General features: G+C 67.9%; 25 protein-coding genes. 15 read left to right on the plus strand and 10 right to left on the minus strand.

The window, feature by feature from the left end; genetic code table 11:
- The first annotated feature begins 51 nt into the window (after positions 1-51).
- From glpK to AB5S17_RS03815, 9 genes are all read left to right on the plus strand, one after another.
- Positions 52-1539, plus strand: a complete 1488-nt coding sequence (gene glpK / locus AB5S17_RS03775; protein ID WP_369236320.1) for a glycerol kinase GlpK — start codon at positions 52-54, stop codon at positions 1537-1539.
- Positions 1540-1664: 125 nt separating this feature from the next.
- Complete coding sequence (locus AB5S17_RS03780; protein WP_369236322.1) at positions 1665-1928, plus strand: type II toxin-antitoxin system VapB family antitoxin; 264 nt, start codon at positions 1665-1667, stop codon at positions 1926-1928.
- Complete coding sequence (locus tag AB5S17_RS03785) at positions 1928-2323, plus strand: type II toxin-antitoxin system VapC family toxin (RefSeq protein ID WP_369236324.1); 396 nt, start codon at positions 1928-1930, stop codon at positions 2321-2323. The genes AB5S17_RS03780 and AB5S17_RS03785 overlap by 1 nt, the downstream gene beginning before the upstream one ends.
- 150 nt (positions 2324-2473) lie before the next feature.
- Positions 2474-3037, plus strand: a complete 564-nt coding sequence (locus tag AB5S17_RS03790) for a biotin transporter BioY (protein ID WP_369236326.1) — start codon at positions 2474-2476, stop codon at positions 3035-3037.
- Positions 3030-3725 carry an energy-coupling factor ABC transporter ATP-binding protein gene (locus AB5S17_RS03795; RefSeq protein WP_369236328.1) on the plus strand — a complete coding sequence of 232 codons (696 nt, stop codon included), beginning with the start codon at positions 3030-3032 and terminating at the stop codon, positions 3723-3725. Before AB5S17_RS03790 ends, AB5S17_RS03795 begins: the two co-directional genes overlap by 8 nt.
- On the plus strand, positions 3722-4312 hold the full coding sequence (locus AB5S17_RS03800; RefSeq protein WP_369236330.1) for an energy-coupling factor transporter transmembrane protein EcfT: 591 nt from the start codon (positions 3722-3724) through the stop codon (positions 4310-4312). Before AB5S17_RS03795 ends, AB5S17_RS03800 begins: the two co-directional genes overlap by 4 nt.
- A gap of 103 nt (positions 4313-4415) precedes the next feature.
- Positions 4416-5402 (plus strand): ABC transporter substrate-binding protein, encoded by a 987-nt coding sequence (locus AB5S17_RS03805; RefSeq protein WP_369236332.1) that lies wholly within the window; start codon positions 4416-4418, stop codon positions 5400-5402.
- Positions 5403-5418: 16 nt separating this feature from the next.
- Complete coding sequence (locus tag AB5S17_RS03810) at positions 5419-6195, plus strand: ABC transporter permease (RefSeq protein ID WP_369236334.1); 777 nt, start codon at positions 5419-5421, stop codon at positions 6193-6195.
- Positions 6196-6226: 31 nt separating this feature from the next.
- Positions 6227-6907, plus strand: coding sequence for an ABC transporter ATP-binding protein (locus AB5S17_RS03815; RefSeq protein ID WP_369236336.1), 681 nt, complete (start codon positions 6227-6229; stop codon positions 6905-6907).
- Between the two features lie 7 nt (positions 6908-6914).
- On the opposite strand, the gene AB5S17_RS03820 is transcribed toward AB5S17_RS03815, so the two are convergent.
- Both AB5S17_RS03820 and AB5S17_RS03825 read right to left on the minus strand, forming a co-directional pair.
- A complete protein-coding gene (locus AB5S17_RS03820) occupies positions 6915-7298 on the minus strand; it encodes a type II toxin-antitoxin system VapC family toxin (RefSeq protein ID WP_369236338.1) in 384 nt (127 codons plus the stop codon).
- Complete coding sequence (locus tag AB5S17_RS03825) at positions 7295-7558, minus strand: type II toxin-antitoxin system Phd/YefM family antitoxin (protein ID WP_369236340.1); 264 nt, start codon at positions 7556-7558, stop codon at positions 7295-7297. Before AB5S17_RS03825 ends, AB5S17_RS03820 begins: the two co-directional genes overlap by 4 nt.
- Positions 7559-7698: 140 nt before the next feature.
- Here AB5S17_RS03825 and AB5S17_RS03830 point away from each other — a divergent pair, with 140 nt between their 5' ends.
- A complete protein-coding gene (locus tag AB5S17_RS03830; RefSeq protein WP_369236342.1) occupies positions 7699-8304 on the plus strand; it encodes a TIGR00730 family Rossman fold protein in 606 nt (201 codons plus the stop codon).
- 13 nt (positions 8305-8317) lie between these two features.
- Here the strand turns inward: AB5S17_RS03830 and AB5S17_RS03835 are convergent, their stop codons facing one another.
- Positions 8318-9640 (minus strand): ABC1 kinase family protein, encoded by a 1323-nt coding sequence (locus AB5S17_RS03835; protein WP_369236344.1) that lies wholly within the window; start codon positions 9638-9640, stop codon positions 8318-8320.
- Positions 9641-9845: 205 nt separating this feature from the next.
- Between AB5S17_RS03835 and AB5S17_RS03840 the strand changes: the two genes are divergently transcribed.
- Positions 9846-10418, plus strand: coding sequence for a cysteine hydrolase family protein (locus AB5S17_RS03840; protein ID WP_369236346.1), 573 nt, complete (start codon positions 9846-9848; stop codon positions 10416-10418).
- A 116-nt stretch (positions 10419-10534) separates the two neighbouring features.
- Positions 10535-12085, plus strand: coding sequence for a GNAT family N-acetyltransferase (locus tag AB5S17_RS03845; protein WP_369236348.1), 1551 nt, complete (start codon positions 10535-10537; stop codon positions 12083-12085).
- 22 nt (positions 12086-12107) lie between these two features.
- Here AB5S17_RS03845 and rarD read toward each other — a convergent pair whose 3' ends face one another.
- From rarD to pip (AB5S17_RS03865), 4 genes are all read right to left on the minus strand, one after another.
- Entirely contained in the window at positions 12108-13067 is a 960-nt protein-coding gene (gene rarD / locus AB5S17_RS03850) for an EamA family transporter RarD (RefSeq protein WP_369236350.1), read from the minus strand.
- Positions 13068-13181: 114 nt separating this feature from the next.
- Positions 13182-14138 (minus strand): prolyl aminopeptidase, encoded by a 957-nt coding sequence (pip, locus tag AB5S17_RS03855; protein WP_369237375.1) that lies wholly within the window; start codon positions 14136-14138, stop codon positions 13182-13184.
- Positions 14139-14169: 31 nt separating this feature from the next.
- The gene (locus AB5S17_RS03860; protein ID WP_369236352.1) at positions 14170-14631 is read right to left on the minus strand and encodes a GFA family protein; all 462 of its coding nucleotides are present in this window, start codon (positions 14629-14631) and stop codon (positions 14170-14172) included.
- Between the two features lie 108 nt (positions 14632-14739).
- Complete coding sequence (gene pip / locus AB5S17_RS03865; protein ID WP_369236354.1) at positions 14740-15705, minus strand: prolyl aminopeptidase; 966 nt, start codon at positions 15703-15705, stop codon at positions 14740-14742.
- A 321-nt stretch (positions 15706-16026) separates the two neighbouring features.
- On the opposite strand from pip (AB5S17_RS03865), the gene AB5S17_RS03870 reads away from it, so the two are divergent.
- Positions 16027-16368 carry a hypothetical protein gene (locus tag AB5S17_RS03870; RefSeq protein WP_369236356.1) on the plus strand — a complete coding sequence of 114 codons (342 nt, stop codon included), beginning with the start codon at positions 16027-16029 and terminating at the stop codon, positions 16366-16368.
- Between the two features lie 133 nt (positions 16369-16501).
- Here AB5S17_RS03870 and AB5S17_RS03875 read toward each other — a convergent pair whose 3' ends face one another.
- Entirely contained in the window at positions 16502-17773 is a 1272-nt protein-coding gene (locus AB5S17_RS03875) for a flagellin (RefSeq protein WP_369236358.1), read from the minus strand.
- A gap of 580 nt (positions 17774-18353) precedes the next feature.
- Here AB5S17_RS03875 and AB5S17_RS03880 point away from each other — a divergent pair.
- Entirely contained in the window at positions 18354-18938 is a 585-nt protein-coding gene (locus AB5S17_RS03880) for a DUF922 domain-containing protein (RefSeq protein ID WP_369236360.1), read from the plus strand.
- Positions 18939-19052: 114 nt separating this feature from the next.
- Here AB5S17_RS03880 and AB5S17_RS03885 read toward each other — a convergent pair whose 3' ends face one another.
- Positions 19053-19760, minus strand: coding sequence for a DUF1007 family protein (locus AB5S17_RS03885; RefSeq protein WP_369236362.1), 708 nt, complete (start codon positions 19758-19760; stop codon positions 19053-19055).
- Between the two features lies 1 nt (position 19761).
- Positions 19762-20949: a nickel/cobalt transporter gene (locus AB5S17_RS03890; protein WP_369236364.1), complete on the minus strand. Its 1188-nt coding sequence runs from the start codon at positions 20947-20949 to the stop codon at positions 19762-19764.
- 500 nt (positions 20950-21449) lie between these two features.
- Here AB5S17_RS03890 and AB5S17_RS03895 point away from each other — a divergent pair, with 500 nt between their 5' ends.
- On the plus strand, positions 21450-23483 hold the full coding sequence (locus AB5S17_RS03895; RefSeq protein WP_369236366.1) for a hypothetical protein: 2034 nt from the start codon (positions 21450-21452) through the stop codon (positions 23481-23483).
- Positions 23484-23526 lie beyond the last annotated feature (43 nt).

Below are 23526 nucleotides of genomic sequence, written 5' to 3' on the forward strand. Positions count from 1 at the left end.
GCGCCACCCCGGCTCTCTGCCGTCGAGATCAAACGATCCGGAGAACGCACCATGTCCGGCTATATCCTCGCCATCGACCAGGGCACCACCTCGACACGGGCGATCGTCTTCGACGACGCGTTCCACATCCGCGGCGTCGGGCAGCAGGAATTCCCCCAGCATTTCCCGCGCTCGGGCTGGGTCGAGCACGATCCGCAGGACATCTGGTCCTCGACCGTCGCGACGACCCGCGCTGCGCTCGCGGACGCATCGCTCTCGGCCTCCGACATCGCCGCGATCGGCATCACCAACCAGCGCGAGACGGTGCTGATCTGGGACCGCGAGACGGGCAAGCCGATCCACAATGCCGTCGTCTGGCAGGACCGGCGCACCGCCGACATCTGCCGCAGGCTCGTCGGGAACGGCGACGAGCCGATGATCACCGCGAAGACCGGCCTGATCGTCGATCCGTACTTCTCCGGCACCAAGATCGGCTGGATCCTCGACCATGTGGAGGGCGCGCGCGAGAAGGCCGAGGCCGGCAAGCTCGCCTTCGGCACGGTCGACTCGTTCCTCCTCTGGCGGCTGACCGGCGGCAAGGTGCATGCGACCGATGCGACGAACGCCAGCCGCACCCTCCTCTTCGACATCACCGCCAACGCCTGGGACGACGACCTCCTGAGGCTGCTGGGCGTGCCGCGCGCGATCCTGCCGCAGGTGCTGGACTGCGACGCCGAATTCGGCGTCACCGATCCGTCCCTCTTCGGCGCGGCGATCCCGATCCTCGGCATCGCCGGCGACCAGCATGCCGCAACGCTCGGCCAGGCCTGCTTCGCGCCCGGCATGCTGAAATCGACCTACGGCACCGGCTGCTTTGCGGTCCTCAACACCGGCGCGGAGCGCTGCACCTCGCACAACCGCCTGCTGACGACCATCGCCTACCGCCTCGCCGGGCAGACGACCTATGCGCTGGAGGGCTCGATCTTCGTCGCCGGCGCGGCCGTCCAGTGGCTGCGCGACGGCCTGAAGCTCGTCGACCGCGCCGACCAGACCGGCCCGATGGCGTCCGCCGCCGATGCCGAGCAGGACGTCTATCTCGTGCCCGCCTTCACCGGCCTCGGCGCCCCGTGGTGGGATGCGGAGGCGCGCGGCGCGATCTACGGCCTCTCCCGCAAGACCGGTCCGAACGAGATCGCCCGCGCCGCGCTCGAAGCCGTCTGCTACCAGACCGCCGATCTGTTGACGGCGATGCGGAAGGACTGGTCGCGGGCCGGCGACACGATCCTGCGGGTCGACGGCGGCATGGTCGCCTCGGACTGGACGATGCAGAGTCTCGCCGACATCCTCGATGCGCCCGTCGACCGCCCGGTGGTGCTGGAGACGACGGCCCTCGGCGCCGCCTGGCTGGCGGGCCAGAAGGCGGGCGTCTGGCCGGGAATGGACGGCTTCGCCGAGCGCTGGCGGCTGGAGCGCCGCTTCGAGCCGCAGATGGACGCGGTGACGCGCGGCCGCAAGCTGGACGGCTGGGCCGATGCGGTGAAGCGGACGCTGTCGCGATGACCCGGGGACGGCCAAGCTGTCGCTGACGCGCGTCGCGCTGAACTCTGCCGCATCGGCCGCTGGACAGCGGGATATCCGCCAACTAGCTTGAGGATATCCCGAAGGAGGCTGCGATGCCGCTCTAGGTGAAGGATCCGGAGGTCGGCGAACTTGCCGAACGCCTCGCGACACTCAAGCAGACAAGCAAGACCGAGGCGGTGCGGGAAGCGCTCCGCGAGGCGCTGGCTGCCAGCTCTGATCGGCCTGTCCCAGATGGCGTTCCAGACTCGATAGCCCGGCAGGTGAAGGAGGCCATGGACTTCGTCGCCGAACTGCATCGGAAGTATCCGTCCGAGGGACCGGGTCTTCCGGTGACGAAGGAATGGATCGACAGCCTCTACGAAGACTGATGCTGATCGACGCTTCGGCGCTCTGCGGGATTTTGGCGAGGGAACCCGACGCGGCCGAGTTGTTGGCGCGAACGATCGAAAGCGAGCGCCGGACAACCTCGCCGACGGCCGTCTGGGAATGCGCCGTCGCCCTGCCGCGCATTCTGGAACAGCCGCCTGGGATGTCGTATGCGATGACCACCGCATTCCTGACAAGGTACAACATCGAGATCGTCCCGGTTCCTGCCGAAGCGGCCGCGCTCGCCGTCGACGCCTACGCCCGCTTCGGCAAGGGGCGCCATCCGGCCGGCCTGAACTTCGGCGACTGCTTCGCCTATGCCTGCGCCCGGCATCTCGGCGTCCCGCTGCTCTACAAGGGCGACGACTTCGCGCTGACCGACATCGATACCGTCTGACGCCGCCTGGCAACGGCAAGGCCGTTGACGCCGTCGCCGCGATACGGTCAGAGGGGCGGGACGGCGGCAGGAGAGCGAGCGCGCTTGCGCAGGCCCCCCGGCCGTCCGACCACAGACGCTCGGCGAACCGCGCCTGAAAGGACTGATCCCGTGGCCACCAGAGACATCGTCTACATCGCGCTCTTCGCCGCCCTGATGGCGGTGCTCGGCGTCTTCCCGCCGCTGATGATCCCGGCGATCGCCGTGCCGATCACGGCGCAGTCGATGGGGCCGATGCTCGCCGGCGGCATCCTCGGCGCCAAGCGCGGTGCGCTGTCCATGCTTCTTTTCGTCGTCCTCGTCGCGATCGGCCTGCCGCTGCTCTCCGGCGGTCGTGGCGGGCTCGCCGTCTTTGCCGGCCCGACCGCCGGCTTCATCTTCGGCTGGATCGTCGCCGCCTTCGTCACCGGCCTCGTCGTCGAGCGGTTCTGGACGAGGCTGGGCTTCGTCCTCGCCTTTCTCGCCTCCGTCCTCGGCGGCATCGTCGTGCTCTACGGCATCGGCATTCCCTGGATCACCGCCGTCGCCCACATACCGCTCTCGACTGCCGTCGCAGGCTCCGCCGCCTTCATCCCCGGCGACCTGATCAAGGCGGGCGTCGCCGCCGCGATCATCGTCATGGTCAAGCGCGCCTATCCGCTGATCTCCCCACGCCTTGCCGACGGCCGTGCCTGACGACGCCGCGCCGCCGACAATCGCGATCCGCCATGCGGCGGTCGAGCGCAGCGGCCGCACGGTGCTTTCGGATCTCGACGTCACGCTGAGCGAGCGGCGCATCGGCGTCATCGGCGCCAACGGGTCCGGCAAGAGCACCTTCGCGCGCCTGCTCAACGGGCTGATCTTGCCCAGCGCGGGAGCGGTGAGCGTCGACGGGCTTGACACGAAACGGCAGGCAAAGGAGGTGCGGCGGCGCGTCGGCTTCCTGTTCCAGAACCCGGACAACCAGATCGTCTATCCGACCGTCGGCGAGGATCTCGCCTTCGGCCTGAAGGGCCGCGTGCCGAAGGCGGAGATCCCGCCGCTCGTCGATGCGACGCTCACCCGCTTCGGCCTTGCCGGCTTCGGCGATCGGCTGGCGCACGAACTCTCCGGAGGCGAGCGGCAGATGGTGGCGCTGGCGGGCGTGATGATCATGGAGCCTTCCTGGCTGGTGCTGGACGAGCCGACGACGCTGCTCGATCTCCGCAACACGCGCCGCGTCATGGCGGCGGTCGCCGCCCTGCCCCAGAACGTCGTGCTCGTGACGCACGACCTGGCGCTGCTCGACGACTTCGACCGCGTGCTGGTTGTCGATGAGGGCCGCATCGTCTGCGATGCCGCGCCCGCAGCGGCAATCGCCGCCTATCGCCGGATCGTCGGATGATCGCTGGCCTCTACCGGCCCGGCACCAGCGCCGTGCACCGCACGCGGGCCTCGGCGAAGCTCGTCGCGCTGGCGGTCTTCGGCACCGTTCTCCTCTCCCTGCCGTCGCTCTGGCCCGGCCTGATCGGGATCGGCCTCGTCGGACTCGGCTATGTTGTCGCCCGCCTGCCGGCGCGGTCGGCCTTCGCACAGATCCGCCCGGCCCTCTTCGTCCTCGCCATCCTGTTCCTGGCGCAGCTCTGGCTGGAAGGCCTCGCCCCCGCGGCCATCCTCGTCCTGCGCTTTGCCGCGCTGATCCTCGCCGCCGGCCTCGTGACCCTGACGACCCGCGCCGCCGACATGGTGGCGGCCATCGAGCGCCTGCTTGCGCCCCTGTCGCATCTCGGCATCGACGCCGGAAAGGTCAGCCTCGCGATCTCGCTCGCCATCCGCTTCATCCCGGCCGTCGCGGCCGTGGTGGAGGAGGTGCGCGAGGCGCAGATCGCCCGCGGCCGAAGCAGCTCGACCCTGGCGCTGGCGGTACCGGTGATCGTGCGACTGCTGAAAATGGCGGATGCCGTCGCCGAGGCGATCGACGCGCGGAGCTGACGGCGGTCGCAAGATCGGGACAGGCTCCCATCGGCAACGCCCACGGGAGGCCTCTATGCTCGCGCGATACGGCATCTTGGGCGGGTCTGGGAGGATCGCAGGAATGGGACTTTTCAAAGCGGCGATCGCCGCCGCGCTGATCGTCTGCGGAATGGCGCCGGCCGCCTTCGCCGAGACACCGACCGTCAAGATCGGCGTCCTGAAATACGGCACGGTGAACTGGGAGCTCGACGCGATGAAGCGGGCCGGGCTCGACGAGAAGAACGGCGTGAGCGTCGATACGGTGCCCTTCGCCGGCGACAGTGCGTCGGAGGTCGCCTTCCAGGCCGGCGCGGTCGACATGATCGTCTCCGACTGGCTCTGGGTCTCGCGCCAGCGCGCGACCGGCGCCGACTACACCTTCGTGCCCTATTCGACCTCGGTCGGATCGGTGATGGTGCCGGCGGACAGCCCCGTGAAGACTCTCGCGGACCTCAAGGGCAAGAAGATCGGCGTCGCCGGCGGTCCGCTCGACAAGAACTGGCTGCTGATCCAGGCGCTGGCCAAGAAGGCATACGGGGTCGACCTCGTCGCCGCGAACGACATCGTCTATGCCGCGCCGCCGCTTCTGACCGAGAAGGCGCGTTCGGGCGAACTCGATGCCGTCCTGAACTACTGGCACTATGCCGCTCGGCTGGAGGCGGCCGGCTTCCGCACGCTGATCTCCGGCACTGACGCGGCGATGAAGATGGGCACCTCCGGCCCCGTCGCCTCGATCGGCTGGGTGTTCCGCGACAGCTTCGCCAAGACCCATCCGGACGCGATCGAAGGCTTCCTCGCTGCGGACAAGGCGACCGACGCGCTGCTGGCGACATCCGATGACGCCTGGACGAAGCTGCAGCCGCTGATGCATGCCGAGGACGCGGCGACCTTTGAGACTCTCAAGAAGCGCTATCGCGAGGGGATCCCGGTGCGATCGAACGCGGAAGAGCTGAAGGACGTCACCAAGCTCTACAAGCTGCTCGCCGACATCGGCGGCGCGAAGCTCGTGGGGCCGGCGCCGGAGCTTTCGGCCGGCACCTATTATTCCGGCGCCGAGGACAGCCATTGAGGAAGAGGCGGTGACGATGCGGCGGCGGAGCGTGAGGACGCGGGCGGCGCCCGCGCTGGTGACGCTCGTCTCGCTTCTCGGCCTGCTCGCGCTCTGGTGGGTCGTCGCGGCGGTGGCGGACAGCCGCGTCCTGCCGACACCGCCCCAGGTCTTCTGGGCCCTCCGGCACGACGCGATGACGGGCGAGCTGTTCTTCGCCCTCGGCATGACGCTCACCCGGGTGGTGACGGCCTTCGTCCTCGCCATGGTGATCGGCTCGGCGATCGGCATCGCGCTCGGCATGAGCCGCGAGGCGAACCGCTTCTTCGATCCCTGGCTGATTCTCTTCCTCAACCTGCCGGCGCTGGTCGTGATCGTGCTGGCCTACATCTGGTTCGGCCTCAACGAGGCGGCGGCGATCGGCGCGATCGCCGTGAACAAGATCCCGAACACGGTCGTCACCATGCGCGAGGGCGCGCGAGCGCTCGATCCCGGCCTCGCCGAGATGGCGCGGGTCTACCGCTTCGGCCGCGTTAAGACGCTGCGCCACGTGATCCTGCCGCAGCTGCAGCCCTATTTCGCCGCGGCGTCCCGGTCCGGCATTTCGCTGATCTGGAAGATCGCCCTGGTGGTCGAGCTTCTCGGCCGCTCCAACGGCGTCGGCTTCGAGATCAACCTCTATTTCCAGCTCTTCGACGTCGCGGCAATCCTCGCCTATACGCTGGCCTTCATCGCCGTCATGCTGCTCATCGAGTTCCTGATTGTCCAACCCCTCGAAGCCCATTCCACCCGCTGGCGCGGCCGGCCCGCTTGACGTCCTCGTCCGGGGCAAGTCGTTCCGTACAGTGGAGGGGACGCTGCTGTCGGCGATCGACGAGATCGCCTTCGAGGTGCCGCCGGGAAGGTTTGCGACCCTCTTCGGCCCCTCGGGTTGCGGCAAGACGACGACGCTGAGGATCATCCTCGGGCTCGACACCGACTTCTCCGGTCATGTCCATCTGCCCGACGAGAACGGCCGGATCGCCGCCGTCTTCCAGGAGCCGCGGCTCCTGCCCTGGCGGACGGTCGAGGAGAACGTGCGCCTGGCGCTGCCGTCGGCGCTCGAGGGCAAGGACCTCGACGCCCTGTTCGAGACGCTGGGGCTCGGGGAGATGCGCGGGCGCTATCCCGGCGAGCTCTCGCTCGGCCTCGCCCGCCGCGTCGCCCTCGCCCGCGCCTTCGCGACGGAACCCTCGCTGATCCTCCTCGACGAGCCCTTCGTCTCCCTCGACGAGGAGACGGCGACACGGCTGCGCGCACTGCTCACGCAGGTCTGGTCGGCCCGCCCGACCACGGCGCTGATGGTGACGCACAATCTGCGCGAGGCGGTGGAGCTGTCGGATCGGATCGTGTTCCTGACCGAGCGGCCGTCGCGCGTGCGCGGCGTTGCGGAGATCGACACGCCAAGAGCGGAGCGCGATGCGGAATGGCGGGAGGCGACCGTGGCGGCGGTGGCGGAGCGGTTTGTCGGCGGGGCAGCGGGATAGCGCACGGTCAGAACGCGCGGCGCACGTCGGTCTTGGCGAAATCGTCGCCGACGAAGAGGAGTGGACAGGCGCGCCGCGTTGCGAGCTCGTAGGCGAAGCAGTCGCCGAAGTTCAGCCTGGCCGGATGATTGCCCTTGCCCCAGCGCTCGTAGGCGATCGCGACCTGGCGGGCCACAAAAGCGGTGACAGGTTCGATCTCGAAGTCGAAGCCCTCGAAAAGCGTCACCATCTCCTGCGAGATCGCCTTCCGCCCGGCGACGATGAGAGCCTCTGCCACAGTGCCGGCGGAGATGACGATGTCCCTGTTGTCCCGAAGCGCCGCGTCGCACGCCTGCCATTGTCCTTGCCGCAAAATCACCGCGATGAGCGCCGAGGTGTCGACCGCGATCATCCAGGCAGACCATCCTCATCGTAGAGGAAATCCTGGCTACGCGCCGGATCGTCTTGGTTTTTTCCGGCTCCTTTGGCGGCAGCCGATACCGCAATCCTGTCGAGAAGCGCGCCGCGCTCCTCCGCACTGAGGATCTGTTTCGCGCGAACGAGTTGCACCGCCGGTCGGTTATGCCGCGTCAGCACGACCTCCTCGCCGGCTTCCGCCCGGCGGACGAGATCGGTCAATTGCCCCTTGGCTTCGGTCACGGAGACTTTCATCGGTCGCACCCGCAGATCGCGATACGAGACGATTTAGACCAGCCGATGGTCCACTTCAACCGGCTCGCGTGTCGTGCGCGTCGATCCCCTCGCTCCTTCCCGGCTTGACCTCACCTTTCCCGCATCCGACCTTGCCGTCCATGAACACGATTCGATCCGTCTGCGTCTATTGCGGCTCCTCCGCCGGCCGCGATCCTCTCTACATCGACAGCGGCCGAGCGCTCGGCCATGCGATCGCGGAGGCTGGGCTGCGGCTCGTCTATGGCGGCGGCACGCGCGGCATCATGGGCGCGGTGTCGGACGGCGTGGTGGCCGCCGGCGGCAAGGTCACCGGCATCATCCCGCGCTTCCTGATCGACATGGAGGCGACCGAGCGCGAGCTGAAGCGGCTCGACGAGCTCGTCGTCACCGAGGACATGCACGAGCGCAAGCAGCTGATGTTCCAGCGCTCCGACGCCTTCGTCGCGCTGCCGGGCGGCATCGGCACGCTGGAAGAGCTGGTCGAGATCATGACCTGGTCGCAGCTCGGCCGGCACGAGAAGCCGATCGTCATCGCCGATATCGGCGGCTTTTGGCAGCCGCTTTCCGCGCTGTTCGACCACATGAACGCCGAGGGCTTCATTCACCGGGCCGAGCAGGTGAAGCCGCTGGTGATCGGCGACATCGCCGAAATCGTGCCCGCCATCCTCGCCGCCGCGCCGCAGGACGAGGACGAGGGCCGGCCGGAGATCATCGGCCGGCTGTGACTTGTGGTAGCAGTCAAAGATGGACTGCCAGCAGGCTCTTCACATCCACCTTCGCCCTGAGCCGCGCCGCCAGCAGGTAGGTCCCGCCGAACTTGCGCTGCAGGAACAGGGCGTCGACGGGCGGCAGGCGCCAGCCGTCGCGCTCGTCGGCGAAGGCTAGGCTCTGCTCGCGCATGGTCTCGGCGATCGACCGGTCGCCGAAGTCGAAGACGTCGGAACGCCGCAGCGGCTCGAGCGCCATTTCGAACATCGCCATCACCCGGTCCTGGTGGCGCTGCGGGACGCTCTCGTCGAGAAGGCCGATGTCGAGGAGCGCCTGCCGCGCCGCCGGCCGGTCCCCCGTCAGCCCGGCCGATCCGAGCCGCCGGCATCCCTCGGCGAGCTCCTGCGCATAGGCCCGGGTCGCGCCGAAATCGAGCAGCACGATGCGGCCCGTCTCCGGCTGATAGCGGTAGTTGGCAAGGTTCGGATCGGTCTGCATCAGCTGGAAGGCGAAGAGTTCGCGCAAGGCGAGGTCGATCAAGAGCCGCGCCACGCGGTCGCGAACCGCCTGCGACAAGCGCTCGAGGCTTTCGATCGGCACGGACTCGACGAAGGTCATGGCAAGGACTGTCGGCCCCGACAGGTCGCGATGGACCTCAGGCACCAGGAAGTCCTCTTCGCCCGCGAGCAGCGCGCCGAAGCGCTCCATGCAGGCCGCCTCGCGCTCGTAGTCGGCCTCTTCGTGCAGTTGCCGCTTCGCCTCGGCGAGCAGCGGCGCGACGTCGAGCTGCTTCGGGACGATGCCGGACATCCGCAAGAGCGTCGCGACATTGTCGACGTCGCTGTCGATGCTGCGCGCGACGCCGGGATACTGCACCTTGATCGCCAAGAGCCGGCCGTCGGTCGTCAGCGCCCGGTGCACCTGCCCGATCGATGCCGCGGCGATCGGCCGGTGGTCGAAAAAGTCGAAGCGCGTCTCCCATCCCCTGCCCCAGACGCCTTCGAGCACGCCCTGCAGCTGGCGGCGCGGCATCGGATCGGCGTCGGCCCGCAGCCGCGCCATGATCGCCGCCAGTTCCGGCGGCAACACGTCGCCGGCATCCATCGAGATCAGCTGGCCCATCTTCATCGCGGCGCCGCGCAGGCTCGCGAGCTGATCCGTCACCTTCAGGACGTTGCCGGGCGTCAGGATGAGGTCTTCGAGCCGCGGGCGCCGGCCGCGCACCGCCTGTCCCGCCGCATCGATCAGCAGCCCGCCGCCGAGGCCGGCGGCGAGCCCGCCGAAGCGCGCAAGCCGCGACAGCCGGCCGGAGGGGACGGACGAGCCGCGCGAGAACGGGGGGCGTGGTGCCAAGGGATCTTCGCCTTCTTGAAACGGCCGGGCGACGGGGTCTCCGGCGCCGGCGGCCTCGTCCCATATGGGCCGCCTCGCCCGCAACGGCACCGGCCTGCGGCGTGATGTCCGCGGCCGGCAGTCCGCCCCAGTCGGAGCGATGACCGCGGCGACGGGCCTACCCCCGCGTCACCAGACTGTCGCCGAAGTCTCCTAGGGCTCGGCAATGACCCGCCGCTGCCTCCTCGTCATCGACCTCCTCAACGAGTATCTGGACCGCTGGGAGCCTGACGCCGTCGATCGCCTGATCAGCGCGGCCAACCGGCTCGTGGCGGCCTTCCACGCATGCGATCTGCCGGTGATCTTCGTGCGCCAGGAGTTCCGGCCGGACCTTGCGGACGCCTTTCTGGAAATGCGTGATAAGGCCATCCACGCGACGATCGCGGGAACGCGCGGTGCTGCGTTCCACCCGGCGCTCGACCGGCGGTCCGCCGCGATGGAAATCGTCAAGAAGCGCTACAGCGCCTTCTTCGGCACCGACCTCGACAGGCGCCTCGAACGGCTCGGCATCGAGGAACTCACCATCGCCGGCATCAACACCCATGCCTGCATCCGCATGACGGCGATCGACGCCTACCAGCGCGATTACCGCGTGGTCCTCGCGTCCGAGGCGATCGGCTCCTACGACGAGCGGCACGCAAGGGTGACGCTCGACTATCTCGACGGCAAGATCGCCCGGCTCGCGCGGCTCGACGACATCCTGCCGTCGCTCCGGCTGCCCGCCTCCCCCACCGGCTGAGAGGCTCGCCGCCCGCCGCAACTTGCGCCACGTCCTCGGAATCCTATGTCCGGGCTGCGGGACAGCGCCGGTCGGCCTGTCCCGATTGCATTTCACCTCAGGAGATCCCCCTGCCCATGGCCGAGAAGCCCTCGACCCCGAAGATCGAAGTTCGCACCGCCGAGAAGAGCGACGTCCAGGCGATCATCGCCCTGTCGGCCAAGGTGTTCCGCGACGAGCCGGCCTATACGCGCGGCATGATCCTCGGCCAGCTCTCGGCCTTTCCGGAAGGCCAGTTCGTCGTCGCCTACGAGGGCGAGATCGTCGGCTATGCCTCGACCATGATGCTGCCGGAGGCAAAGGCGCTCGGCCCGCACACCTGGGCGGAGGTCACCGGCGGCGGCTACGCGGCGATGCACGACCGGCGCGGCGACTGGCTCTACGGCACCGAGGTCTGCGTCGATCCGGACCGGCGGCGCCTCAGGATCGGCAAGCGCCTCTACGACGCGCGGCGCCGGCTCTGCCAGGACCTCGACCTGAAGGGCATCGCCTTCGGCGGCCGCATGCCGGGCTACAAGCGCAACGCCCGGAAATACGGCTCGGCCGAAGCCTATCTCGAGGCGATCAAGGCGAACGAGGTGAAGGATCCCGTTGCCTCCTTCCACCTGAATGCCGGCTTCGAGCCGATGCGCCTCCTGAAGGACTACTATCCCTCGGACACCGCGTCGGGCGGCTACGGCGTGCTGATGGCCTGGCGCAACCCGTATTACGATCCCGCCCGCGAGGAGCAGCCGGTCAACCGCTCGAACCCCGACATGGTGCGCGTCGTCACTGTGCAGATGCAGGCGAGGAAGATCGCGAACCCGGCCGAGTTCTATAAGGCGGTCGAATATTTCGTCGAGGTCGCCTCGGACTATGACGGCGACTTCGTCGTCTTTCCGGAGCTGTTCACGCTGATGCTGCTCTCCTGCGAGCCGGAGGAGCTGAAGCCGGAGGCGGCGATCCGGCGGCTGACCGAGCACACGCCGGAATTCGTCAAGCGCCTCACCGATATGGCGATCCGCCGCAACATCAACATCATCGGCGGCAGCCACGCCACCAAGACCGAGGACGGCGACATCCAGAACGTCGGCTATGTCTTCTTGCGCGACGGCTCCGTCCATGCGCGCGAGAAGATCCATCCGACGCCGAACGAGCGGCAATACTGGCAGATCAAGGGTGGCGACCCGATCGACACGATCGAGACCGACTGCGGCTCGATCGGCGTGATGATCTGCTACGATTCCGAATTCCCGGAGGTGGCGCGCCGGCTCTGCGACCAGGGCGCGCGCATCCTGTTCGTGCCGTTCAACACCGACACCCGGCACGGCTATCTGCGTGTGCGCTACTGCTGCCAGGCCCGCGCGATCGAGAACCAGTGCTACGTCGTGACCTCCGGCATGACCGGCAACCTGGCGAATGTCGACAATCTCGACATCGAATACGCCCAGTCCGGCATCTTCACCCCCTGCGACTTCCCCTTCGCCCGCGATGGCATTGCCGCCGAAGCGTCGGAGAATGTCGAGATGGTGGCCGTCGCCGACCTCAACCTCGCGACACTGTCCTGGGCGAGGTACGAGGGCTCGGTGCGCAACTTCCGCGACCGGCGGCTCGATCTCTACCGCACGAAGTGGTCGGACGGGGGCTGAGCCGCCGTCGCGATCTTCCGCATCAACGCTGCGGCGCGGCGCCGTGGGTGGTCCCCACGGCGGCGGCCGGAGCCTTGGAAGCGGCCGGGGACGCGTTCGGCTGCCTGCGGCGCCTGAACAAGGTCACCGAATAGATCGCCAGCGCCGACCAGATGAAGGCGAAGGCGACCAGCTTCCAGAGATCGAAGGGCTCGCCGAAGACGAGGACCGCGATCAGCACCAGCAGCGTCGGCACGATGTATTGCAGGATGCCGACCGTCGCGAAGGAGAGCAGCCGCGCTCCCGCCGCGAACAGGATCAGCGGCACCGCCGTCAGCGGCCCGGCACCGACGAGGAGCGCCGTCTCCCAGCCGTTCGCGCCGAAATGCCGCTCGCCGGGCAGCAGCCACAGCATCAGGAGCGAGGGGATGAAGAGGATCACCACCTCCAGGAAGAAGCCCTCGCTCGCACCGACCGGCACGGTCTTGCGCAGGAGGCCGTAGGTCCCGAAGCTTCCCGCCAGCACCAGCGAGATCCAGGGCAGGCCGCCGGCCTTCACCGTCATCACGCCGACGCCGATCGCCGCGAGCAGGATCGCCACCGACTGCAGCCGGCTCGGCCGCTCGCCGAGGAAGATCGCGGCGAGCAGCACGTTGACCAGCGGGTTGATGTAATAGCCGAGCGCCGCTGCCACCGCGTGGCCGGCGACGATCGCATAGACATAGGTGCCCCAGTTCACCGAGATCAGCGTCGCCGTCAGCGCCGCGAGCGCCAGCGTGCGCGGATTGCGGAAGTGGCAGCCGACGTCTCGCAGGAGATGCTGCCGCGAGAGAATGAGGGCCGCGAAGGGAATGGCCCAGATGATCCGGTGCGCCACGATCTCGAAGGGCGAGAGGTGGTCGAGGAGCTTCATGTAGAGCGGGAAGATCCCGCCCCAGAGCGTATAGGCGGTCAGGGCATAGGAAAGGCCCCTCGCCCGGTCCGCTTGGGCGACCGTTTGCATTGGTTCGGCAGCTCGGTGAGGTGAAACGTGCCGCGGGTCTACCAGAGCCCCGCGCGCCGCGACACCCGCTTTCCGATGATCGCTGCCATCAGCCCGGCTGATGTGTCGACACGCTCAGCGCCGGTTGGCGAACTGGTCCGTCGCGCGGATCAGCCGGTCGAGGATGCCCGGCTCCGAGAAGGCATGACCGGCGCCCTCGACCAGGTGGAACTCGGCGTCCGGCCAGGCCTTGGAGAGCAGCCAGGCGTAGCGCGCCGGGCACGGCATGTCGTAGCGGCCGTGGACGATGACGCCGGGAATCCCGGCGAGCCTGTGCGCATCGCGCAGCAGCTGCCCCTCCTCCAGCCAGCCGCGATGGACGAAATAGTGGTTCTCGATCCGGGCGAAGGCGAGCGCGAAGTGGCCGTCGGAGAAGTCGCGGGTCAGCCCCTCGTCCGGCAGGAGCGTGATCGTCTCGCCCTCCCAGATCGACCAGCTCTTCGCCGCCACCAGCTGCTCGGCGGGATCCTCGCCGACGAGCCGCCGCCGATAGGCCATCATCATGTCGCCGCGCTCCGCCTCGGGAATCGGCGCCTGGAACCGCTCCCACTTCTCCGGAAACATCTCGGAGACGCCGAACTGGTAGTACCATTCGAGCTCGGCGCGGGTCAGCGTATAGACGCCGCGAACCACCAGCTCCGACACCCGCTCGGGGTGCGTCTCGGCATAGGCGAGCGCCAGCGTCGAGCCCCAGGAGCCGCCGAAGACCAGCCATTTTTCGACACCGGCCATCTCGCGCAGCCGCTCGATGTCGGCGACGAGATGCCAGGTGGTGTTGGCGTTCAGCTCGGCATGCGGCGTGGAGCGGCCGCAGCCGCGCTGGTCGAACAGCAGGACGTCGTAGCGCGCGGGATCGAACTGGCGCCGGTGCGCCGGCGAGAAGCCACCGCCGGGGCCGCCATGCAGGAAGACGGCGGGCTTGGCACCTCTCGTGCCGCAGCGCTCCCAGTAGATCCGGTGGCCGTCGCCGACGTCGAGCATGCCGCTCTCATAGGGCTCGATCTCGGGATAGAGCCCGCGCAGGTCGTTCATGGTCATGCCTCTGTTTTCGGGAGATGCCGGCCTATGCCTCGTCCGGCGATGGCGCGTCGGGATGCTGGTAGCTGACAACGGTTCCGATGGCCGCCGCGAACTCCGGATCGTCGTCCGTCGCTCGGCCGGGAAGCGTCGGCATCCGATCGACATAGGCGATCTTGCCCTCGATGCCGTCCTGGACGAACGGGACGATCAGGCCGGGATCGTCGAGCGCACCGATGGCGATCGAGGCCGCGTGCGCGGTCTCGTAGGTCAGCGGCGTCCCGCACTCCGGGCAGAAGCCGCGCATGGCATAATTCGACGAACGAAACCGCTTCGGCTCGGCCTTGGTCCAGACGAGGGTCTCCTCCCGCGCATGGACCAGCGGCGCATAGAAGTTTCCGAACGCCTTCTGGCACATGCGGCAATGGCAGATGCTCGCCGTCTCCGCCGCGATCTCGCAGCGAAAACGCACCGCGCCGCACTGGCACCCGCCGGTGTGGATGGACATCGTCGCACCCCTCTTCGATCGAACTTTCCGGCACTCTATCGCGCCCGCCCTTCGCGGGACATAGCCGCGCGGAACCCGGCGCCCGAGGGGCCCGCGCCGAGGCGCCGCCTATCCCAACTTGCGCGCGAAGCGATCCGTCGCCTCGAGCAGTTCGTGCAGGACGCCCGGTTCGGCGAAGGCGTGGCCGGCGCCTTCCACCATGCGAAAGTCCGCCTTCGGCCATTTCTCGGCGAGTTGCCAGGAGGTGATCGCGGGCGTGACCACGTCGTAGCGCCCCTGCACGATCACCCCCGGGATCGCCGCGAGCTTGTCGGCGTCCCGGATCAGCTGCCCCTCCTCCAGCCAGAGATCGTGGAAGAAGTAGTGGTTCTCGATCCGGGCGAAGGCGATCGTGGCGTCCGACACGGAGCCCGCGAGGCCGCCGGAGGGCGAGGCCGCGGTGCGCATCATGACCGTCGCGGATTCCCAGTTCGTCCAGGCGCGCGCGGCTTCCGCCCGCACCGCCCGGTCGGGATCGTGCAGCCGCTTGCGATAGGCGGCGATGAGATCGTCCTGCTCAGCTGCGGGGATCGGCCCGAGGAGGTTCTCCCAGCGATCAGGAAATAGGCGGTTGGCGCCCGCCTCGTAGAACCAGTCGAGCTCCGCCCGACGGCCGGTGAAGACGCCGCGCAGGATGAGGCCCGTCGCGCGTTCGGGATGGGTCTCGGCATAGGCGAGCGCCAGGGTCGCGCCCCAGGAGCCGCCGAACAGGAGCCAGCGCTCGACGCCCATCACCTCGCGCAGACGCTCGATATCCGCGACGAGGTGCCAGGTGGTGTTCGCCTCCAGCGCACCGAGCGGCGTCGACCGCCCGCACCCGCGCTGGTCGAACAGGAGCACGCGGTACGTCTCGGGATCGAACAGCCGACGGTGCTGCGCGGAGGCACCGCTGCCGGGCCCACCATGCAGGAAGACGGCGGGGATGCCGTCGGGATTGCCGGAAATCTCGTAGTAGAGCTCGTGGCCGTCGCCGACGGCGAGGCGACCGCTGGCGAACGGCTCGATCGCGGGATAGGCCCTGCGCAGCGACGCCATCAGGCTGCGCCGCTCGCTCGTTCGCGCCAGCCGCCACTGGCGAGCGCCTCGACAATTTCGGCAGCCGGGGTCCGACGGGATTGGCGGGCTGCCGCCGGCGCGTGTCGTGTCATGTCAGCGTTCATCTGGCGCCTTGTAGCACCACCAGGCGGTGCGGCAATGCTTTATCGCGAGCGGCCATCGGCGCCGCCGGCGGCGCCGGGACCGCCCGGGTGCATCGCGCACGCCCCGGCCGCATCGCGCACGCCTCGGCCGCTTGAATTCGAAGGCATTCGGAGACAGTGTCGCGTCACCCTCGCTCGATCAGTCACGGAGGATCCGATGGCGCCATGGTTCCTGGCTCGCCCCTTCGGCGCCCTGGTCTTGGCCGGGATCGGCTTTGCCAACCCCGCCGCAAAGGCCCACCTGCTCGACACGGCGCGGATCGTCGCCTGGGCCGGCGCCTCGACGCCATTCGGCGGCGCCGCCCTGAAGACGGCGCTTCGGCCGGCGGCGATGAAGAACACCAGATCCGGTGGACCGGATTTCCGTGATGACGTTGTCCGGGTATGGGCTTCGGACGGCCCCTGGTACGTCCTGCCGCTCGATCCGGTCTCGCAGGACGCCGTGGCAGCGTGCCCGCCCGGCGCCCCTTGCGCGGAGCCGCCAACGCCGGGCAAGTGACCCCGCGCATTGCCCGTGCCGCCTGCGGCCAGACCACATTCGGCCGCGGCACAGCGTTCGGTAGCAGAATCGGAACGGAGGCCCCGGCGTTTCCGCCGGGGCCTCCGTCAGGCCGGTCGGTGTCCGCCGCTTGTTAGCGGAACAGCGAGAGCAGGCTCTGCGAGGAGGAGTTGGCGATCGAGAGCGCCTGGACGCCGAGCTGCTGCTGCGTCTGCAGCGCCTTCAGCTTGGTCGATTCCTGCGTCATGTCGGCGTCGACCAGCGTGCCGACGCCCTTGTCGATCGTGTTCATCAGGTTGGAGACGAAGGTCGTCTGGCTGTCGATGCGGTTCTGCAGGGCGCCGATCGTCGAGGCACCAGCCGTCACCTTGCTGATCGCGTCGTCGACCGTCTTGATGTACAGCTTGACCTTCGAAGCGGTCACACCCGACCCAGAAATGTCGAGGCTGTCGACCGAGTCGTTCGAGAAGGCGACGTTGCTGATCGACAGCGTGTCGCCGGTCGCACCGCCGACCGTGTGGATGCCGCCGGTCGCCGCGGTGACCTTGGTGCTGTCGAAGCCGGCCGACTCGAGAGCGTGGTTCAACACCGTGTTGAAGGCGGTGGCGTTGGCGATCTTGCCGTCGGTTTCGCCCAGGGCCGCGTTGACGGTGGCCTGGTCGATGGTGACGGTCTTGGTCGTGCCGTTGAGGGTCAGGTCGAAGGACAGCGAGTCGTTCTGGTCGAGGGTCTTGGCCGAAGAACCGAACGTTCCCAGAGCGATCGTGGCCGCGGTACCGCTGGCGCCGACGGACTTGGTGCCGGCCGTCAGGCCGAGGGCGCTGCTGATGCCGCCGGCGCCGCCGTTCAGGATCGCCTTGCTCGACGAGCTGCTGTCATACAGCGCGATCTTCGAGGTATCGACGGTGATCGAGCCGAGCGACAGCGTCCCGGACTGGTCACGCGCGAAGTTCGCGACCATCTGCTTGTCGGCAGTGTATCCCGAGGCGCCCGAGTTGATCGACAGCCAGTTCTGGCCGGAGAAGGAGGCCGAGCTGGCGATCGACTTCAGCTGCTGCTGCAGCTGGCCGATCTCGTCCTGGACCGCCGAGCGGTCGACGCCGTCCTGGGTGGCGGTGGTCAGCTTGTCCTTGATCTGGTTGAGGACGTCCTTGGCCGAGTTCAGGCCGGTATAGGCGGTGTCGACGGCGGCCGCACCGATGCCGAGGGAGTCTTTCACCGCCGACATCGCGCCGTTGTCGGAGCGCATGGTTGTGGCGATGGACCAATAGGCCGCGTTGTCTTTCGCGTCGGCGACGCGGTAGCCGGTGGAGATGCGGTTCTGGGTGTCCTCCAGCGAGTTGTTGGTCGCCTGGAGGGTCTGCAGCGCCGTCATCGCCGCAGTGTTGGTCATCAAGCTGCTCATACTGATCGTCCCGTTACGAAATACAAATCAGGGATGGGACAGTCCGGATCGGCCGGGATGACGAGCCGACATCATGTCTATGGCCTGTTGGAACCCCGTCCCGCCATCTCGTCATGCCCGTACCATTGGTCAGCGCGGTTTGCCGAAACCTTAAGCCGAACGACGATTGCCGAGAAACGGACCGAATTCGTCAAATGAAACGGAAGACGGTGAACGTCCTATTGTTTTGCACCGTAAAGATATCTCGAAATTTTACGAGGCTTAACGTTAATTTCTATGGATAACACGCCGCGTTTACCATTAACGCGGCGACAAATAGATGAAGCCCGGACATCACCACAGCATGAACGGATCGCCCCCCGGTGCCCGCCGAGCGGTGGGATCCGCTTGAAGGAGCCAGCCGACGGCTCGACCCTGCCTTGGGCAGGAACTGCACGCCGTCCGCAGCATTGCTTGCCCGCGAAGCCGGATCATTCAGCGATCTCCGGCGCTTACCGCGAATGTGCGGGAAAAACCGCTTGCGGAGAAGCCGGATTCGGATGAGGATGGGCCAAGCGAAACGGGGGCATCAATGCTGAGGATGAGCGGGATTGTCGGCGTTGGGCTGGCGTGTGTTCTGGCGTGTCAGGCCAAGGCGGCATCGATCCATCAGACCACCACCTATTTTGCCGTTCATGGCGCGACGCTCGCGGACATCGACCGCGACCTCGGCAGCCAGGGCCCGTTCGTCCTCGACACCGGGATAAGGCATCCCGGCGCCACCCAGGTCCAGTTCGACGGGACGGTGACCTACCGGCACACCGCCTACGGCTGCGAGGTCGACCAGCCGAACCTGACGCTCAATCTGAAGATCATGCTGCCGCACTGGACGCCGCCCGCCGATGTCGCGCCGAGGACGGTGGTGGTCTGGCACGTTCTGGAGCAGGACATCCGCCGCCACGAAGAGACCCATGCCGCCATCGCCAAGAACTGGCTGAAGCGCCTGGAGAGCGTGTTGCGCAACCTGCCGGAAGAACGCACATGCGCGACGATGAAGGCGGCCGTCGGCGCGACGACGAAGCGCTACCTTGCGGCCCACGAGGCCGCGCAACAGAACTTCGACCGCATCGAGGCGGGACGCGTCGATGCGCGCCTTCACCGGGAGGTGCAGGCGGCGCTGCAGTAGGCGCCGTCCCAAGGCAGCGTGCAGATTGTCATCGCCGCGGCACCGGCTCCAACGCGAGGGCGCCAATTCGTTCGCCGCGCACCTGCGTGCCTCGGCGCAGCCCGCCGCGTAGCTTCAGCGGCAGTCGAGTTCCAGCCGCGTCGCCAGCACCTTGGAGAAGTCGACCCCGTCGGAGGGCGTCGGAACCGTCTGGTCGCTGTTGAACTGCGCGATCGAGCTCATCCAGCGCTTCGCCTCGTCGTCCGGCGAGGGCACGACGAACTGCTTGCGGCACTTGTCCGGCAGGTTCTTCAGCTCGAAGCGGCCCTCGTCCGGGAAGTCGAAGGCGACGAAATAGGTCTTGTCGTAGACCGAGAAGGTCACCGCCTCCTTCGTCAGGTCCACCGGATGCTTCGGCTTCATCGTGAAGGTGAAGAGGAGCTTGCCCTTCGACGGGCTGTAGATGACGTCGAAGTCGCCGGGCGGCTGCATCGCAATGTCGTCGGCACCGTGGCTGAGGAAGGTGTAGTAGGACCACTCGGCGATCGACTGCTTGACCTGCTTGCCGACCGCCTTCAGCTCGTCCGAATCCAGCCGGCCGTTGGCGTTGGCGTCGAAATCCGGGATGACGCTCGCCGAGAACAGCTCGTCCATCCACCAGATGTTCCTGATCGCGACGAGGTGGCCGGACTTGTCGCCGATGATCTGCATCCGCGCGTCGACGAAGACGTGCGGATGCGCTGCGGCGGCTGTGGCGCCGGCCAGAGTTGAGAGAAGGCCGCCCGCGACGGCCGCGATGGCGTGTGCAATCCGGCTGCTTCGGACGGATCGGGTCTGTCGCATCTCAACCTCCCTGCAGCGTGGCGCCGACGAGCAGCAGTCCGAGCAGCAGGATCATCGCCGCCCCGCCGACTTCCATGATATCCTGCAACAGGGCGGCGACGCGCCCGCGGCCGCTCGCCCTCAGCGCCAGCGACTTGGCGAATACGGCAAGCGTTGCCAGCACCGAGACGGTGATCGCCGTGCCGAGCGACATGGCGAGGACCGACAGGAGGCCGCCGAGATAGAGGCTGTTCAGCAGCGAGAAGGTCAGGACGACGATCGCCCCGGCGCAGGGGCGAAGGCCCGTCGAGAAGACCACCGACATCGCCGAGCCGAGCGACAGGCGCTTGCCGGACAGCTGTGCCGGGTCGGCCATGTGCGGCCGCCCGCAGCCGCATTCGTCGGGATCCTCGGCGGCGCAGACGCTCGCATCGAGGCCGGAGGAAGCCGGCCGCACCAGCGCGGCGCGGCCGGCCACGCCTCCACCGGCTCCGGAGACCGTGGTGGCGGCGCTTTCCGCTGCGAGACTCGGATGCCGCATCCGGAAGGTCGCGGCGGCCATGGGGCCGGAACCGCCGGACGGGAACGCGGTCCCCGCTGCGGCGGGCGCGAAGGCCGCCGGTTCCCCGGCGCCTGCGAGCGGCAGCGCGAGCCTCACCCCGCGCCGGCGCACCAGCGCCAGCAGCTTGCGCGTGAGGAGGACGGCGCCGAACAGCGCCACGAGGCAGTAGGAGGCGAGTTCCAGCGTGTCGGTCGCGTTGGTCATCGAGACGCCGGTGCCGCGCAGGACGTACCAGCCGAGGCCGACGCAGACGACCGCCGAGACGGCCTGCAGCAGGGCGGAGACGAAGGAGAGGAAGACGCCGCGCCGCAGCTGCACCTCGTTCGCCACCATATAGGCGGAGATCACCGCCTTGCCGTGGCCCGGCCCCGCCGCATGGAAGATGCCGTAGACGAAGGACAGGCCGACGAGGGTGAGGAAGCCGCCCGGCTGAGTGCGCATGGCGACCAGCGCATGGCGCAGCGCATCGAAGAACTCGCGCTGATAGAGCGTGACGATCACCAGCAGGCCGGCGAAGGGCCCGCTCGGCTCCGCCATGGTGTCGGCGGTGCCGATGCCGATGGACGAGCGGGCGAAGGCTGGATGAAGGGCTGCGAGGATGAGCCCCGTCGCGGCGAGCGACATCAGGCCCGCAGATTTCGGCCGCATGGCAGGTCCCCCGTCACCCGAAGCGTCCGATCGCGCTCCGGCATCGCTCGGCCCCCAGGCCGGCTTGTCGATCCTCGCGGCATCGGCCAGAAGAATGGCTGAAGTTTGCGCAGCGCAAGAACGCCGCGTTTCTCACACGAATTTAATGACGCCCCGATCGGCGGACGCGCCACGCGCAGAGCTGACGACGGGCGCTGGTCGCTCGGTGCCGACGCCAGCGACGCGGCGACCCATTCCCCCTCCTCGCATTACCGGCAAGATGCCGCTGCGTCATCCGCTCCGCGACGAGGAGTCGTCGTCTCGCGCGAAGTCGTCGTCGGCCGCTGTTTAGAAGGCTTCAAAACACCCAGTTTAGAAGAATTTAAAACTTGTGCAGAAAATTCAAGTTTCTTCTTGAAACACCAATTCGCCGGGTGCTACCAGTCCGTCGTCCGCTGCGGATACCAGTCGCTTGCCGAGCGATCCGCCGGGGATGTTTCGGTTGGAAGGGGACAAGACGTATGAGACGAACACTGGCCTGGTCGCTGCTCTGCTGCTCGGTTCTGGTGCCGCCGGCGCTGGCGCAGGACAAATCCGCACCGGTCAAGGTCACCGTCACCGACAAGACCTTCGACGTCGGCGCCGGCATGTTCGCCTATACCGAATACGAGCTCTCCGGCGAGCCGCTGGCCGAATCCCTCGGCCTCGACCTCGACGTCCTGCAGCCCGACCAGGCGGACAAGCCGACGCCGTTCGACTTCGCCGCCGGCATCGACACCTATGAATATTCCGAAGAGGCGATGTATGCGGTGAACTACGCCTCGCGCCTCGGGCCCCACCTCGTGAACGGGCCGGTGAACGCGGCGCGCGGCGGCACCATGGCCGATCTCGGCAAGCGGGTGATCGCACTCGCGGGCGCCGTCGGCTTTTCGCCGGACGAGCTGCAGCAGAACCTCTATCCCCTCACCTTCCCCTTCGCGGCGGGTTCGCCGGAATACGGGCAGACGGTCGACGTCTCGAAGGTCGGCAGCGACACGGTGGACGCGCTGACGCATGACGGCAAGGAGAAGACGCTCCAGACCGTCGTCCCCGCCTACTATCGCGACTTCAAGACGCTCGCCTGGAAGACCGATGACGGTCCCAAGGTCTTCACGCCCGTCGCCGCTGGCGGCGAGATGCTGAAGGACGTGATGTGGTCGCAGGACTTCCTCGGCGGCATGCACGTGAAGTCCTCCGGCGAGGAGGTTGGCGACGTCGAGGACATGAAGCTCGACCAGGACGGCAAGCACGCGCTCGGCGTCTCCGCCGCGGACGGCATGAACGGCATGCTGCTCACCGAGATCACCTGGGACAAGCTCAGGATGCTGCGCGACCGCTTCGCCTATGACGGCAAGAGCCTCGGCGCGACCGTCTCGCCGACCTACGACGCCAGCCAGCCGGTGTGGTTCCCGAACAAGGTCGACGTCACGCTGGCGCAGAAGAACGGCGTCAACGCGGTCGGCGATCTCAAGGTGGCCGACGGCGGATCCTCGCTGCGCGATGCCTGGATGATGCTCTGGCCGCTCGGCGAGATGTACGGCTATTCCGACCAGCGCACCGCCAACGGCAACCAGAACAAGGCGTTCCTGGCGGTGTTCGACGGCGAGCCGTTCCCGGCCGCGCCGGAGGCGAACCGCGGCACCGACCGCGCGAAATACGTGGTCGCCGACGACCCGTTCTCGCTGACCGAGACGCTGTCGAACATGGTGTTCCAGAACCTCGACAAGCTGCATTTCGACAAGGACGCCGGCACATTCGTCGATGCCTGGTCGGGCGGCAGAAAGGGCAAGACGGTAACGAGCTTCGACGCCGCCTATGCCATCGTCGCGCTCGACATCTACGAACGCGCGCTCGACGCGTTGCCCGTCGGCTATGCCTCGGCCACGAGCGGCAAGCCGCTTGATACCGATCAAGGCAAGCGCGCCAAGGCGCTGATCAAAGCAGAGGCCGACTTCATCGTGAGCAAGCTCGTCGGCAAGGACGGTCTCGTGGCGGACTCCTACGACATCGGCGCCGGCGCCTCCGACCAGCATTCGCTCGGCACGCAGTTTGCGGCGATCCGCGGCCTGTCCGCCGCCTTCGTCTCGACCGGCGACGAGACTTACCGGACCGCGGCCCGCAGCATTTACGACGCCGTCGAGACGCATATGTTCGACGAGGCGCTCGGCATCTTCAGCCCGAACCCCGGCAAGGACTTCTCGGTGACGCCCTGGACGGCCGGGGCGGTCGACGGGGGCCTGCGCGAACTGCTCCAGACCCTGCATAACAAGGAAGGCGAGAGCGATCCGCATCTGACCCTCGCCAACCTCACCCAGCGCTACACCACCTGGTTCCACGCGGTCGGGCGGGGCATGCAGCTGTCGGAATGGCTCGGCGACACCGGGGAGCACATGGTCGAGGGCGACGAGAGCGGCGACGTCAACGACAACGGCATCAAGCGGCCGGACATGGCCGGCGGGCGGTTCGGCACGGCGCCGGTGATGGCGGCGAAGGTCGAGGTCTCGGCCGCGAAGTAACAGGATTGCTGGCGGCGGAACGGACCCGTTCGGCCGCCAGCCG

It is taken from the genome of Jiella sp. M17.18 (genome assembly GCF_041027365.1).
In the GTDB taxonomy this organism is placed as follows: Bacteria; Pseudomonadota; Alphaproteobacteria; order Rhizobiales; family Rhizobiaceae; genus VKMB-3413.